The organism is Streptomyces sp. NPDC015131 (assembly GCF_043079975.1).
Taxonomy (GTDB): Bacteria; Actinomycetota; Actinomycetes; order Streptomycetales; family Streptomycetaceae; genus Streptomyces.
The window spans coordinates 695,343-708,834 of the sequence record NZ_JBIBVB010000003.1 but is presented as its reverse complement, the minus strand read 5'-3'; the positions used below and the strand labels follow the sequence as shown (position 1 = coordinate 708,834).

The following is a 13,492-nucleotide window of genomic DNA, read 5'->3' as shown; positions in this document are numbered from 1 at the left end:
CCACACCGGCCTTTCCGGTGTTACGCGGATCAAGCGCGTGTCGTTGGCAGCATGGCGCCGTGACCGAAGCGACCGACCACCCGCCGGCCCTGGTGCAGGGCGGCCGGACCGCCGCGCTGGCCGGGGCCTGTGTGCGCGGCGCGCTCGCCGCCGGACTCGGACTCGGTTCCGTCACCGTCCTGGTGATGGTGGCGTGGATCAGCTCCCCGTACCCCGACAGCGGGCCCGCCGGAGCCCTGCACGTCGCCGCCGGACTCTGGCTCCTCGCCCACGGTGCCGAACTGGTCCGCCCGGGCACGCTCTCCGGCGCGCCCGCGCCCGTCGGGGTGGTCCCGCTGCTGCTTGTCGCCCTTCCGGTGTGGCTGGTCCACCGCACCGCCCGGGACGGCGCCGAACCCGGCGGGACCCTGCCCCGGCCGCGCGCCACCGCGGCGGTGGGCGGGCTGACGGCCGGGTATCTGCTGGTCGCGGCCGGGGCGGTGGGGTACGCGGCGGGCGGGCCGCTGCCCGCCGACCCGCTCGGTGCCGCCCTGCACGTCCCGCCGCTCGTCGTGCTCGCGGCGGCGGCCGGGGTCTGGACGGCGAAGGGGCGCCCGACCGGGCCGCTCCCGGAGCGGGTGCCCCGGTGGGTCCGGGTGGCGCTCGCCCGCTCCCGTACGACCGTCGCCGTACGCGCCGCCGGAGCCGGGCTGGGCGTGCTGGCCGCCGGGGGAGCGCTGCTGGTCGGGGTGTCGCTGGTGTGGCACGCGGGAGCGACGCGGGCGTCCCTGCTGGGGCTCTCCGACGTCTGGTCGGGGCGTACGGCGGTCCTGCTGCTGGCCCTCGCGCTCGTCCCGAACGCCGCCGTGTGGGGCGCCGCTTACGGCCTCGGCCCCGGTTTCGCGCTGGGTACGGGCGCGGTGGCGACCCCGCTCGGGGTGACCGGGGCCGCCGGGCTGCCGCCCTTCCCGCTGCTGGCCGCGGTACCGGCGGACGGGCGCGGGACCTGGCTGCACTGGACGGCCGCGGTCGTCCCGGTCGCTGCGGCGGCCGCGATCGGCCGGTGCGCCGGGTGGCGGACCCGCGCCCCCGGCGCCCGCGACCTGGGCCTGCGGGACACCGCGGTCGCCGCGCTCCTGGCGGCCGCACTGACCGGCGCGGCCGTGGCGGTGCTCGCGGCGGCGGCGGGCGGGCCGCTGGGGACGGGGCGCCTTGCGGAGTTCGGCCCGGTCTGGTGGCGGACCGGCGCGGCGGCCATGGCGTGGACGGCGGGCCTCGGCGTACCGCTGGCGGTGGCCCTGCGGGCGTGGCGGCGGCGCGGTGAGCGGCGGGCGGCGGCTGCCGTCGAGGTACGGACCCCGCTGCCGGCCCCCGCCCCGGCGCCCGCGCCGCTGCCGCCCGTGGTGGCCGCGGCCTCCCTCTCGGCGCCGTCCCTGTCGGTGTCCGTGCCGCCGGAGGACGACCCGGGCGACCCAGCCTTCGAGCCGTACGACTTCCTCCCCGCGACCTGGGAGGACCCCGTCGCCCGCGAGGCCCGCTGGAGCGCCCTCAAGGAGGCGTCCGGCGGGCTGATGGCGGCCTTCCCGCCCGCCGTCACCGACCCCGCCACCGAAGACACCGACACCGACGACGGCCACGGCGACACCGACATCGACGGCCACGGCGACACCGACACCGACGACAGCGAACCGGCTCCGGAAAGCGCGACGGCCCCGGAGGCGGTCGACACCGCCACCGAGGCCGAGGGGCCCGCCGGCCCCGGAGCCTGAGCGGGACCCCGTACCCCGTACGCCCCCGCCCCCGCCGTCCCGTACGTCCTACTCGCGCACCCCGAACACGTCGCGCAGCGGCTCCGGGAGCTGTTCGTTGCAGGACAGCTGGCCCGTCTTGGTCAGGGCGTCGTCCACGCACGCGTAGTAGTCGCGGTAGACGAGCTGGATGGTGAACGTCGCCGCCACGATCATCAGGGCGAGCGACGCCGTGACCAGGCCGCTCACCGCGGCGGTCGTCTGCGGCCGGCCCGGCGGGGGCGGCGGTGCGGCCGGGGTGCCGGGGGCGCCGGCGGGAGGCGCCCCGGTCACGGCCGCGGCGCGGTCGGCGGCGGGGCGGGGCTTGGCGCGCAGCGAGCTGATGCCCCAGTACAGCGCCAGGGCGCCGAGCAGCAGACCGATCTCCGGGAAGTCGAAGATCGCGAAGAAGAAGGCCCACATGCCGGCGAGCAGCGCGTACCGCGCGCGGCGCTGTGCCGGGTCGGTCGCGTCCCAGCGCGGGGTGGTCTTCTCGGGGCCGCCCTGGCCGCCGCCCTGCTGGTCGCCGGAGGGGCGGTTGCCGAAGCCGCCGGAGGAGCGGCCCGGCTGGCGGGGGCTCCACTGGCTGCCCCAGGACGGCCGGCCCTGACCCTGGCCCCGGTCCCCGGAGGAACCGTCCGGGTCGCCGGAGCCGCCGTGGTCGCCCTCGCCGCCCGACGGGCGGCGCGGCTGCCAGGGCTGGTCCGGTCTGCCCTCCGGCGGGGGCGCGAACGGGTTGTCCTCGCTTGTGGGGTCCTTGGGGCCCCCGGGCTCCGTGGACTGGCGTTCCCGCGGCAGGAGGTGGATGGCCGTGCGGCGGCGTCGGTCCGGCATCTGGTGAACGTCTTCCCCTCAGACCCGGGCCCGGCGCGAGCGCGCGGGCGGAGGTCTCGTGTCGTCGTGTCCGTCCGGTCGGGGACGGCCCTGCCCCAGACGCTACCCCCCGGCCCCGCCCCCGTCCCGTGGGGGCGGCCTCGGTGTGCCGGTATCGTTGCTGACGGTCGGCTCTCTCGTAGAGTTCCCCATTCCGAGGGGCCCGATTCATTCGTACGACCGTACAAAGCAACGCGAAGAGGGTTTTCCCGTGGCCGCCGCCCGCCTCGTCGTCCTGGTCTCCGGATCGGGTACGAACCTGCAAGCTCTGCTCGACGCCATCGCCGGCGACCCGGACGGCTTCGGGGCGGAGATCGTCGCCGTCGGGGCCGACCGCGACGGCATCGCGGGTCTGGAGCGCGCCGAGCGCGCCGGGCTGCCGACCTTCGTGTGCCGGGTGAAGGACCACCCCACGCGCGACGCCTGGGACCGCGCGCTGACCGAGGCGACGGCGGCGTACGAGCCGGACCTGGTGATCTCGGCCGGGTTCATGAAGATCCTCGGCCGGGAGTTCCTGGCCCGGTTCGGCGGCCGGACGGTCAACACCCACCCCGCCCTGCTGCCCAGTTTTCCCGGTGCCCACGGCGTGCGGGACGCGCTCGCGCACGGCGTGAAGGTCACCGGATGCACCGTCCACTTCGTCGACGACGGCGTCGACACCGGCCCGATCATCGCCCAGGGCGTGGTCGAGGTGGTGGAAGAGGACACGGAAGAAGGCGAAGCCGCTCTGCACGAGCGCATCAAGGAAGTCGAGCGCTCGCTGCTCGTCGAGGTCGTGGGGCGCCTGGCCCGGCACGGCTACCGCATAGAGGGACGAAAGGTTCATGTCGGTGAATAAGCCCATCCGTCGCGCGTTGATCAGTGTCTACGACAAGACGGGGCTGGAGGAGCTCGCCCGCGGGCTGCACGAGAACGGGGTCGAGCTGGTCTCCACCGGCTCGACCGCCGGGAGGATCGCCGCCGCGGGCGTCCCGGTCACCAAGGTCGAGGAGCTGACCGGCTTCCCCGAGTGCCTGGACGGCCGGGTGAAGACCCTGCACCCGCGCGTGCACGCCGGGATCCTCGCCGACCTGCGCCTGGACGCCCACCGCGAGCAGCTCGCGGAGCTGGGCGTGGCGCCCTTCGAGCTGGTCGTCGTCAACCTGTACCCGTTCCGTGAGACGGTCGCCTCGGGGGCCACGCCCGACGAGTGCGTCGAGCAGATCGACATCGGCGGCCCCTCCATGGTGCGGGCCGCCGCCAAGAACCACCCCTCCGTCGCGGTGGTCACCTCCCCGGCGCGGTACGCCGACGTCCTCGACGCCGTCAAGGGCGGCGGCTTCGACCTGACGGCCCGCAAGCGCCTGGCCGCCGAGGCGTTCCGGCACACCGCCGCGTACGACGTGGCCGTCGCGTCCTGGTTCGCCGACGAGTACGCCGCCGCCGACGACAGCGGCTTCCCGGACTTCACCGGCACGACGTACACCCGGAGCAACGTCCTGCGCTACGGCGAGAACCCGCACCAGGGCGCCGCGCTGTACGTGGACGGCACGGGCGGCCTGGCCGAGGCGGAGCAGCTGCACGGCAAGGAGATGTCGTACAACAACTACACGGACACCGACGCCGCGCGCCGGGCCGCCTACGACCACGCCGAGCCCTGCGTCGCCATCATCAAGCACGCCAACCCGTGCGGCATCGCGACCGGCGCCGACGTCGCCGAGGCGCACCGCAAGGCCCACGCGTGCGACCCGCTCTCCGCGTTCGGCGGGGTCATCGCGGTGAACCGCCCGGTCTCCGTGGCGATGGCCGAGCAGGTCGCCGAGATCTTCACCGAGGTCATCGTCGCCCCCGGGTACGAGGACGGCGCGGTCGAGGTCCTGGCCCGCAAGAAGAACATCCGCGTGCTGCGCGCCGAGGGCGCGCCCGCGAACCCCGTCGAGGTCAAGCCCATCGACGGCGGCGCGCTGCTCCAGGTCACCGACCGCCTCCAGGCCGACGGCGACGACCCGGCGAACTGGACCCTCGCCACCGGTGACGCCCTGTCGCCGGCCGAACTGGCGGAGCTGGCCTTCGCCTGGAAGGCGTGCCGGGCGGTCAAGTCCAACGCCATCCTGCTCGCCAAGGACGGCGCGAGCGTCGGCGTCGGCATGGGCCAGGTCAACCGCGTGGACTCCGCGAAGCTCGCGGTGGAGCGCGCGGGCGAGGAGCGCGCGCGGGGCGCGTACGCCGCGTCCGACGCGTTCTTCCCGTTCCCGGACGGCCTGGAGATCCTCACCGCGGCGGGCGTCAAGGCCGTGGTCCAGCCGGGCGGTTCGGTCCGCGACGAGCAGGTCGTCGAGGCGGCCCGCGCGGCCGGGGTGACGATGTACTTCACCGGGACGCGGCACTTCTTCCACTGACGCCCGACCGGACCGTACGGCGAAGGCCGTGACCCCCGCTTCGCGGCGGGGGTCACGGCCTTCGTTCGTGCGTGTGGCGCGCGTATCAGTAACGCGGGCGGTTGAACCACTGGCTGGCGCTGCTGGTGACCATCGAGGCGAGGATGATGCCGCCGATGGCGAGACCGATGATGCCGCCGACCGCCGAAGAGGCTTCGCCACCGGCGAAGTTGGCGATGCTGAGCAGCAGGTACAGCGCGGCGTAGACGATCGTCGTGACGCGGATGCCGTTGCCGCCCTTGGAGAACTTGACCCCGAGGAAGATGGCCAGGCCCGCGAAGGCCAGCATGATGATCACCATCAGGAAGCCGAGCCCGGCGAGGCCGTCCGTGGCGTTGCCCGCGCCCACCGAGTCCGACACGTCCTGGGCCGCCGCGATGACGAAGGCGAGGACGATGCCGATGATGATCTGGAGACCGGCGACGATGAAGAGCAGCACACGCGCCGTCTGCATCAGGCCCGGCATCGTCATGGGCGCGCCGCCCGGGTAGCCCGCGCCGTACGCCGGCGGGGGCGGGGCGGCCGGGTAGCCGTAGCCGGGCTGCTGGGGCTGACCCTGCTGGGGGTAGCCGTAACCGGGCTGCTGGGGCTGGCCCTGCGGCTGCCCATAGGGATTGTTCGGGTCGCCGAAGCTCATGGCGGGTTTCCTCCGTTGATGTGCGGGGACGGCGCGGTCCGAGCGGAGGAACTTCACGTACTTTTGAGCGGTTTGCCCCCCGGCACTGCCCGCGGCACTGCGCGGATCATCGTGGTCGTATCATCGACTTCTTGTCCAGTCGGATACTCAGGGTGTTGTGCAAGTGCAACCTCCGCCACGGGACCGGCCGCCCCTTCCGCCCCCGCGGCCCCTCCGTCACCGCCCGTGAAGTGGAACCGCGACGGGGTCATCCGCGAGGATGGGCTCATGACCGCCCAGATTCTCGATGGCAAGGCCACCGCCGCCGCGATCAAGTCCGACCTGACCGCCCGCGTGGCGGACCTCAAGGAGCGGGGCATCACCCCCGGCCTCGGCACCATCCTGGTCGGCGACGACCCGGGCAGCCAGAAGTACGTCGCGGGCAAGCACCGCGACTGCTCCGAGGTCGGCATCGCCTCCATCCAGCGCGAACTGCCCGCCACCGCCACCCAGGAGGAGATCGAGGCGGTCGTCCGCGAGCTGAACGACGACCCGTCCTGCACCGGTTACATCGTGCAGCTCCCGCTCCCCAAGGGCATCGACGAGAACCGCATCCTGGAGCTGATGGACCCGGCCAAGGACGCGGACGGACTCCACCCGATGAACCTGGGGCGCCTGGTGCTCAACGAGCCCGCGCCGCTGCCCTGCACCCCCAACGGCATCATCACGCTGCTGCGCGCCCACGGCGTCGAGATCCGCGGCGCCGAGGTCGTCGTGGTCGGCCGCGGCACCACCATCGGGCGCCCGATGCCGCTGCTGCTCACCCGCAAGTCGGAGAACGCCACGGTCACGCAGTGCCACACCGGCACCCGGGACCTCTCCGCCCACCTGCGGCGCGCCGACATCATCGTGGCCGCCGCGGGCGTGCCGCACCTGATCAAGCCCGAGGACGTCAAGCCGGGCGCGGCCGTGCTCGACGTGGGCGTCAGCCGGGACGCGAGCGGCAAGATCATGGGGGACGTCCACCCGGGCGTCAACGAGGTCGCCGGGTGGCGCGCCCCGAACCCGGGCGGTGTCGGCCCGATGACCCGGGCCCAGCTGCTGGTGAACGTCGTCGAGGCGGCCGAGCGCGCGGCCGCCGCGCGCTGAGCCGGACGGCGACCGGACGGAGAGAGGGCGACCCCATGGGCGTACGGGCGAACGACGACCCCGCCACCCCGGCGGACCCCGGCCCCGGCACGGCCGGCGAGCCCGGCGAGCCCGGTGCGGCCGGTAAGTCCGGTGCGCCCGGTAAGTCCGGCGGCCCGCACGGCGACGCGGGGCGCCGACCCGGCGAGCCCGGTGAGTCCGGTACGGCCGGCGGCACCGGCACACCCGGCGGGTCCGGTACGCCCGGTGAGTCCGGTACGGCCGGTGAGTCCGGTGGCACCGGCGCCCCCGCCGGGCCCGGTACGCCCGGCGGCACCGGCACCCCCGGCGCGTCCAGCGACACCGGCGAACCCGGCGCCCCGCACGGCGAGTCCGGCGAACCGGATGCGACCGCCGACGTCGCCGACGGCACCGCCGCCGCCGACGGCACCGCCGCCGACGCCGGTGCCGGGGCCGCCGGCGCCCGGCGGGGCGGCGGGTCGCGCCGGCCGCCGGCCGTCACGCGGGACACCGCCCGGCCGGAGGGCGGCGGCAGGGCGGCGCCCGGCGACGCGCCCGCGCCCGCCCGCCAGTGGCCGCTGCTCACCGTGCTGGGGCTGACCGCGCTCGGGCTGGTCGTCGTGGGGTTCGACGCCTTCCCGCAGGCGCCGCGCGTGGGGGCGCTGCTCATCGGCGCGGCCCTGCTCACGGGCGCCGCGCTGCGCCGGGCCCTGCCCTCGGTCGGGATGCTCGCCGTCCGGTCGCGGTTCACCGACATGGCGGCGTACGGGGTGCTCGGCACCAGCATCGTGCTGCTCGCCCTGATGACCCAGCCCGGCGCGTGGCTGGAAGTCCCCATCCTGGAGGACGCCGTCCGCTTCGCCGTGCGGTAGCGCCGGCGGTGTGAGACGCGGCACGTCCGTCACGGCGCCCGTCCTCTCCCCCGAGCAGGACGGGCGCCGTGACCTGCGTATAAGCGTCATGCACCCGCCAACTGCGATCAAGCCATGTCCGGGGCCTGTGGCACGGAAGTGACCATTCCGGCATGGTGTGAGCGGGGCGCAACGGATGCGAAACTGGGGCGGCAGTCAGGACAGGAGCGCGTAAGGGGGCACGCTCGTGTTCCGAATGCGCCCGTGCGCCCCCGGTTCAGGAACTGACATCCTGGCTCCGCGCATCCCTCCCGGTGGACTCCGCACGAGCGCCGGGAGGTACCAGGGGGCACGCAGCGCGGGGAGCACATCAGGCACGTACGGGGGGACAAGGGGGAAGCAATGCCTCGCTGGAAGGCGCTACCGGAAGAACTCGACCCGCAGGTCAAGGAGTTCGCGAGTCAGCTGCGCCGGCTGGTGGACCGCAGCGGTCTGAGCGTCGCCGCGGTGTCGGACCGCACCGGGTACAGCAAGACGTCGTGGGAGCGCTATCTGAACGGGCGGCTCCTCGCGCCCAAGCGGGCCATCGTCGCGCTGGCCGAGGTGACCGGGACCAACCCGGTGCACCTCACCACCATGTGGGAGCTGGCGGAGCGCGCCTGGAGCCGCGCCGAGATGCGCCACGACATGACGATGGAGGCGATACGCATCTCCCAGGCCCGCGCGGCCCTGGGAGAGTTCGGCGGCGACGCGGGCCCGGCGGCCGACGGCTCGTCGCGGGCGGGCGCCAAGAAGCCCCCGGGCCGTACCCCCGCCCCCGCTCCCGCCCCCGGCAGCGCCGGAACCGGAACCGGCACTGGCACCGCCCCCGGCAGCACTGGCAGCGCCGGCACCGGCACCGGCCCGCGGCCGTCCGTCATACCCGCCGACGGCGGCCCCAACGGCCCCGCCCCCCGGGGCCCCGGCGCGTCGAAGACGGCCCGCGCCCCCCAGCACGCCCCCGCCCCGGCCCCCGCCCCCTCCTCCGGGCACCGCTCCTCCGCCCCGCGCGGCGGCGGTCGCCGGACGGCCCTGATCGTGGCCGGAGTGGTCGGCGCCCTGCTGGTCGTCGCCGCGGTGGTCCTGCTGTCCGGGCTCGGCGGCGGGGACGACCCGGCCGGGAAGGCCGCCGAGCAGCCGGCGGCGACCACCCCCAGCGCCAGTGCCCCCAAGGACCTCCCCGCCGGGGTCAAGTGCAGCGGCGCCGACTGCACCGGCAAGGACCCCGAGGCCATGGGGTGCGGCGGCCCGCTCGTCACCACCGCCTCCTCGGTGACCGTCGGCACCACCAAGGTCGAGGTCCGCTACAGCAAGACGTGCGGGGCGGCCTGGGCCCGTATCAGCGAGGCGGTGGCCGGCGACAAGGTCACCATCAGCGCGGGCGGCTCGACGCAGAACGGCGCGGTGAAGATCGACACCGACGCCTACACGCCGATGGTCGCGGCGGCCGACGGCACCGAGCCGAAGGCGTGCGCCACCCTGGCGAGCGGCACCGAGGGCTGCACCGGTCAGCAGTGAACCCAGCGGTGAGCTCGGCAGTGAGCCGGGCAGTGAGCCGGGACACAAGGGGGCGGGGGTTGAGGGGGGTCCGGGTCGGATAGCCTGACCGCTGGATATCTCTTCACATCGAGACACCGATCGATGATTCACCGATCGCGAGGCACTGATCGGTCGGGGGGATGTCCAGCACCTGGGGCAGGGACCCCCACCGCCAGTCGTCTTACGGAGACCGCCATGACCCGCACTCCCGTGAATGTCACCGTGACCGGCGCGGCCGGCCAGATCGGTTACGCGCTGCTCTTCCGCATCGCCTCCGGCCACCTGCTCGGCGCGGACGTGCCGGTCAAGCTGCGCCTCCTGGAGATCCCGCAGGGCCTCAAGGCCGCCGAGGGCACCGCCATGGAGCTCGACGACTGCGCCTTCCCGCTGCTGCGGGGCATCGAGATCACCGACGACCCGAACGTGGCCTTCGACGGCGCCAACGTCGCCCTCCTCGTGGGCGCCCGCCCGCGCACCAAGGGCATGGAGCGCGGTGACCTGCTGGAGGCCAACGGCGGCATCTTCAAGCCGCAGGGCAAGGCCATCAACGACCACGCCGCGGACGACATCAAGGTCCTCGTCGTCGGCAACCCGGCCAACACCAACGCGCTCATCGCGCAGGCCGCCGCCCCGGACGTACCGGCGGAGCGCTTCACCGCGATGACCCGCCTGGACCACAACCGCGCGATCTCGCAGCTGGCCGCCAAGACCGGCGCCGCCGTCTCCGACATCAAGAAGCTGACGATCTGGGGCAACCACTCGGCCACCCAGTACCCGGACATCTTCCACGCGGAGATCGCCGGCAAGAACGCCGCCGAGGTCGTGAACGACCAGCAGTGGCTGGCCGACACGTTCATCCCGACCGTCGCCAAGCGCGGCGCCGCGATCATCGAGGCCCGTGGCGCCTCCTCGGCCGCCTCCGCCGCCAACGCCGCCATCGACCACGTCCACACCTGGGTCAACGGCACCGCCGAGGGCGACTGGACCTCCATGGGCATCCCGTCGGACGGCTCCTACGGCGTCCCGGAGGGCCTGATCTCCTCCTTCCCGGTCACCTGCAAGGACGGGAAGTACGAGATCGTCCAGGGCCTGGACATCAACGAGTTCTCGCGCGCCCGCATCGACGCCTCGGTGCAGGAGCTGGCCGAGGAGCGCGACGCGGTCCGCGGTCTCGGTCTGCTCTGACCCGTACGCCCCGCCGTCTCACCGCCCCCGGTCGCCCTCGCGCTGCCGGGGGCGCGGTGTCTCCGGCCCCGCCGGTACGCCGCTCGTCGGCACACCACCGGCCGGTACGCCACCCGCCGGCAGGCCCTCGGCCGGGTCACCGCCGGCCGGCGGGACTCCGGGAGCCGGCGGGACGACGGGAGCCGGGGCGCCCAGGTAGGGGCGGCGCAGGCGCAGGAACGGCAGCTCGATCGCGTGGTACGTCACGAACGACAGCGCCACCGTCACCGGCAGGGCCACCAGCAGCGTGACCGCGAAGGCCGACCACACCGGCGGCAGCCCGGCGGGGAACCGCCCGTACACGTACTCGCCGATCACCGTCAGCACCATGAAGTGCGTCAGGTACACCGAGAAGCTGACCTCCCCGAGCCGCGCCAGCAGCCGGGAGAACCGGCCTCCCGCCGCGCTTCGCCGCCCCGCGACGTACGCCGCCACCACCAGCGCCCACACCGCGCCCTCCGCCCCGCTCCAGGCCAGCTTCAGCGGGCTGTCGGACACGAAGCCGTGCACCTGGTTGAAGGACCACAGCAGCCCCAGCGCCAGGGCCAGGGCCACCGGCGGCAGCCACCGGGCCCGCAGCCGCTCCCGGTGGTGGACGTACGCCCAGGCGGCCAGCATGCCCAGCAGGAACTGGTCGATCCGCCCCGCCAGGCCCAGGTAGAGCGCCGCGGTGTGCGGTTCGGGAACCGGGCTGCTCAGCCACACCAGCGCCCGCAGCAGGAACACCGCCCCCAGCAGCCGCAGCAGGGCGCCGGGCCCGCGCTCGGCGAGGAGCCGGACCAGCAGCGGGAAGACCAGGTAGAACTGCATCTCCACGCAGAGGGTCCAGAAGACGCCGCCGTACGGCTGCGCGGGCGTGGCAAACGTCAGGACGCGCAGCAGGTCCTGAAAGGTCGGCAGGGTCACCTGGGTGGCCAGGCCGAGGAGCGCGACGACCAGGTAGAGCGGGTAGATCCGCAGCAGCCGGTTGGTGAGGAAGCGGCCGTAGCGGACCGGCCGGCCGTAGGCGCCGACGGTGAAGATGAAGCCGGACAGGACCATGAACAGCGCCACACCGGTGTGGCCCTCGAAGACGAGGGTGGCCGCCGGGTTCGCCGAGTACAGCCAGTCCGTCGCCGGGACGAAGCGGTGGCCCCCGGCGCTCGCGCTGAGCAGCTGGCAGCCGTGGTAGAGGACGACGAGCACGGCGGCGACGGCGCGCAGGTGGTCGACGGGGGCGAGGTAGACGCGGTCGTCGCTGCTGCGCATGGACGCACCCTAGGTCGGCCCGGACGCCCGGGCCGGGAGCGACGCCGGGACCGGTCATCCATTCGGATCAGTGCGAAAAAGCTATGAGATGGAGAATCTCGGCGACGTGTGCGAGGCCGCCCGCGCCAACTGACCGCGACGCAGCGCGATCGCGCGGCTACCCAGGCCGGGAGTGACCAAACCCACTTTCGCGCATGGTTTCCGTTCCCGGGGGCAGGGACCCCGGTCGCCGACCACGGTCGGTGACACAACCCACGGGAACGGAAGGCGAAACGCGACGTGTCGGACCAGAAGACCATCCACGTGGGCGGGGAGTGGCGGGACGCCGCCACCGGAGCCACCCGCGAGATCCTCGACCCCGCCGACGCCACGACCCTCGCGGTCGTCGCGGAGGGCGGGGCCGAGGACACCGACGCCGCCATAGCCGCCGCGCGCGCCGCGTTCGACGAGGGTCCCTGGCCCCGCACCCCCGTCGCCGAACGGGCCGCGCTGCTGCGCCGGGTCGCGGACCTGCTCCAGCGCGACCGCGAGAGCCTCGGCCTGCTGGAGAGCCGCGACGCCGGAAAGACCCTGGAAGAGGGCCGCGTCGACGTCGACTGCGTGACCGACGCCTTCCGCTACTTCGCCGACCTCGTGACGAACGAGAGCGGCGGCCGGGTCGTCGACGCCGGCAGCCCCGACGTCCACAGCGTCGTCGTGCACGAGCCGGTCGGCGTCTGCGCGCTGATCACCCCCTGGAACTACCCGCTCCTCCAGGCCAGCTGGAAGGTCGCCCCGGCGCTCGCCGCCGGCAACACCTTCGTGATCAAGCCGAGCGAGATCACCCCGCTCACCACCGTCGCCCTCGTCCGGCTCCTCGCCGAGGCCGGCCTCCCGGACGGCGTGGCCAACCTGGTCACTGGTGCCGGCGACCCCGTCGGGGCCCGGATGTCCGAACACCCGGACGTCGACCTGGTGTCCTTCACCGGCGGCCTGGTCAGCGGTACGAAGGTGATGCGCGCCGCCGCCGACAGCGTCAAGAAGGTCGCCCTCGAACTCGGCGGCAAGAACCCCAACGTCGTCTTCGCCGACGCCTGCGCCACCGACGAGGGCTTCGACACCGCCGTCGACCAGGCGCTCAACGCCGCCTTCATCCACAGCGGCCAGGTCTGCTCGGCCGGCTCCCGCCTGATCGTCGAGGAGTCCCTGCGCGACCGGTTCGTCACCGAACTGGCCCGCCGCGCCGAGAAGATCCGCCTCGGGCGCGGCACCGACAAGGGCGTCGAGTGCGGCCCCCTGGTCTCCGCCCAGCAGCTCGCCCGCACCGAGGAGTACGTCGCCTCCGCCCTCGCCGAGGGCGCCGTCCTGCGCGCCGGCGGCGAACGGCCCGAGGGCCCCGGCTACTTCTACCGCCCCACCGTGCTCGACCGCTGCCACCGCACCATGCGCGTGGTGCGCGAGGAGGTCTTCGGCCCGGTCCTCACCGTCGAGACCTTCCGCACCGAGGACGAGGCCGTCGCCCTCGCCAACGACACCGAGTACGGCCTGGCCGGCGGCGTCTGGTCCGCCGACCCCGGCCGCGCCCGGCGCGTCGCCGGACGGCTGCGCCACGGCACCGTCTGGATCAACGACTTCCACCCCTACCTGCCGCAGGCGGAGTGGGGCGGCTTCGGCAAGAGCGGCATCGGCCGCGAGCTCGGCCCCGCCGGGCTCGCCGAGTACCGCGAGACCAAGCACGTCTACCAGAACCTCGCCCCGCGCCCCGTGCGCTGGTTCGCGGGCTGAACCGGC

11 protein-coding genes are annotated in these 13,492 nt (G+C 74.4%); 8 read left to right on the top strand and 3 right to left on the bottom strand.

Annotated features, from left to right (window positions below):
- Positions 1–59 precede the first annotated feature (59 nt).
- A complete protein-coding gene (locus ACF08D_RS14455; RefSeq protein ID WP_392222925.1) occupies positions 60–1,748 on the top strand; it encodes a DUF6350 family protein in 1,689 nt (562 codons plus the stop codon).
- 48 nt (positions 1,749–1,796) lie between these two features.
- Here the strand turns inward: ACF08D_RS14455 and ACF08D_RS14450 are convergent, their stop codons facing one another.
- Positions 1,797–2,600 (bottom strand): hypothetical protein, encoded by an 804-nt coding sequence (locus ACF08D_RS14450; protein WP_392222924.1) that lies wholly within the window; start codon positions 2,598–2,600, stop codon positions 1,797–1,799.
- Positions 2,601–2,850: 250 nt separating this feature from the next.
- Between ACF08D_RS14450 and purN the strand changes: the two genes are divergently transcribed.
- Together purN and purH are read left to right on the top strand one after the other, a co-directional pair.
- On the top strand, positions 2,851–3,477 hold the full coding sequence (gene purN / locus ACF08D_RS14445) for a phosphoribosylglycinamide formyltransferase (protein WP_392222923.1): 627 nt from the start codon (positions 2,851–2,853) through the stop codon (positions 3,475–3,477).
- Positions 3,464–5,017, top strand: a complete 1,554-nt coding sequence (gene purH, locus ACF08D_RS14440; RefSeq protein ID WP_392222922.1) for a bifunctional phosphoribosylaminoimidazolecarboxamide formyltransferase/IMP cyclohydrolase — start codon at positions 3,464–3,466, stop codon at positions 5,015–5,017. The genes purN and purH overlap by 14 nt, the downstream gene beginning before the upstream one ends.
- Positions 5,018–5,102: 85 nt before the next feature.
- Here purH and ACF08D_RS14435 read toward each other — a convergent pair whose 3' ends face one another.
- Positions 5,103–5,693: a hypothetical protein gene (locus ACF08D_RS14435; RefSeq protein ID WP_392222921.1), complete on the bottom strand. Its 591-nt coding sequence runs from the start codon at positions 5,691–5,693 to the stop codon at positions 5,103–5,105.
- A 267-nt stretch (positions 5,694–5,960) separates the two neighbouring features.
- Here ACF08D_RS14435 and ACF08D_RS14430 point away from each other — a divergent pair, with 267 nt between their 5' ends.
- From ACF08D_RS14430 to ACF08D_RS14415, 4 genes are all read left to right on the top strand, one after another.
- On the top strand, positions 5,961–6,821 hold the full coding sequence (locus tag ACF08D_RS14430) for a bifunctional methylenetetrahydrofolate dehydrogenase/methenyltetrahydrofolate cyclohydrolase (protein WP_392222920.1): 861 nt from the start codon (positions 5,961–5,963) through the stop codon (positions 6,819–6,821).
- A gap of 35 nt (positions 6,822–6,856) precedes the next feature.
- Positions 6,857–7,693, top strand: coding sequence for a DUF3017 domain-containing protein (locus tag ACF08D_RS14425; RefSeq protein WP_392222919.1), 837 nt, complete (start codon positions 6,857–6,859; stop codon positions 7,691–7,693).
- 381 nt (positions 7,694–8,074) lie between these two features.
- Entirely contained in the window at positions 8,075–9,229 is a 1,155-nt protein-coding gene (locus tag ACF08D_RS14420) for a DUF2690 domain-containing protein (RefSeq protein WP_392222918.1), read from the top strand.
- A 216-nt stretch (positions 9,230–9,445) separates the two neighbouring features.
- Positions 9,446–10,435, top strand: coding sequence for a malate dehydrogenase (locus ACF08D_RS14415; protein WP_392222917.1), 990 nt, complete (start codon positions 9,446–9,448; stop codon positions 10,433–10,435).
- A gap of 18 nt (positions 10,436–10,453) precedes the next feature.
- Here ACF08D_RS14415 and ACF08D_RS14410 read toward each other — a convergent pair whose 3' ends face one another.
- On the bottom strand, positions 10,454–11,722 hold the full coding sequence (locus ACF08D_RS14410) for an acyltransferase family protein (protein ID WP_392222916.1): 1,269 nt from the start codon (positions 11,720–11,722) through the stop codon (positions 10,454–10,456).
- A gap of 279 nt (positions 11,723–12,001) precedes the next feature.
- Here ACF08D_RS14410 and ACF08D_RS14405 point away from each other — a divergent pair, with 279 nt between their 5' ends.
- A complete protein-coding gene (locus ACF08D_RS14405; protein ID WP_392222915.1) occupies positions 12,002–13,486 on the top strand; it encodes an aldehyde dehydrogenase family protein in 1,485 nt (494 codons plus the stop codon).
- Positions 13,487–13,492 lie beyond the last annotated feature (6 nt).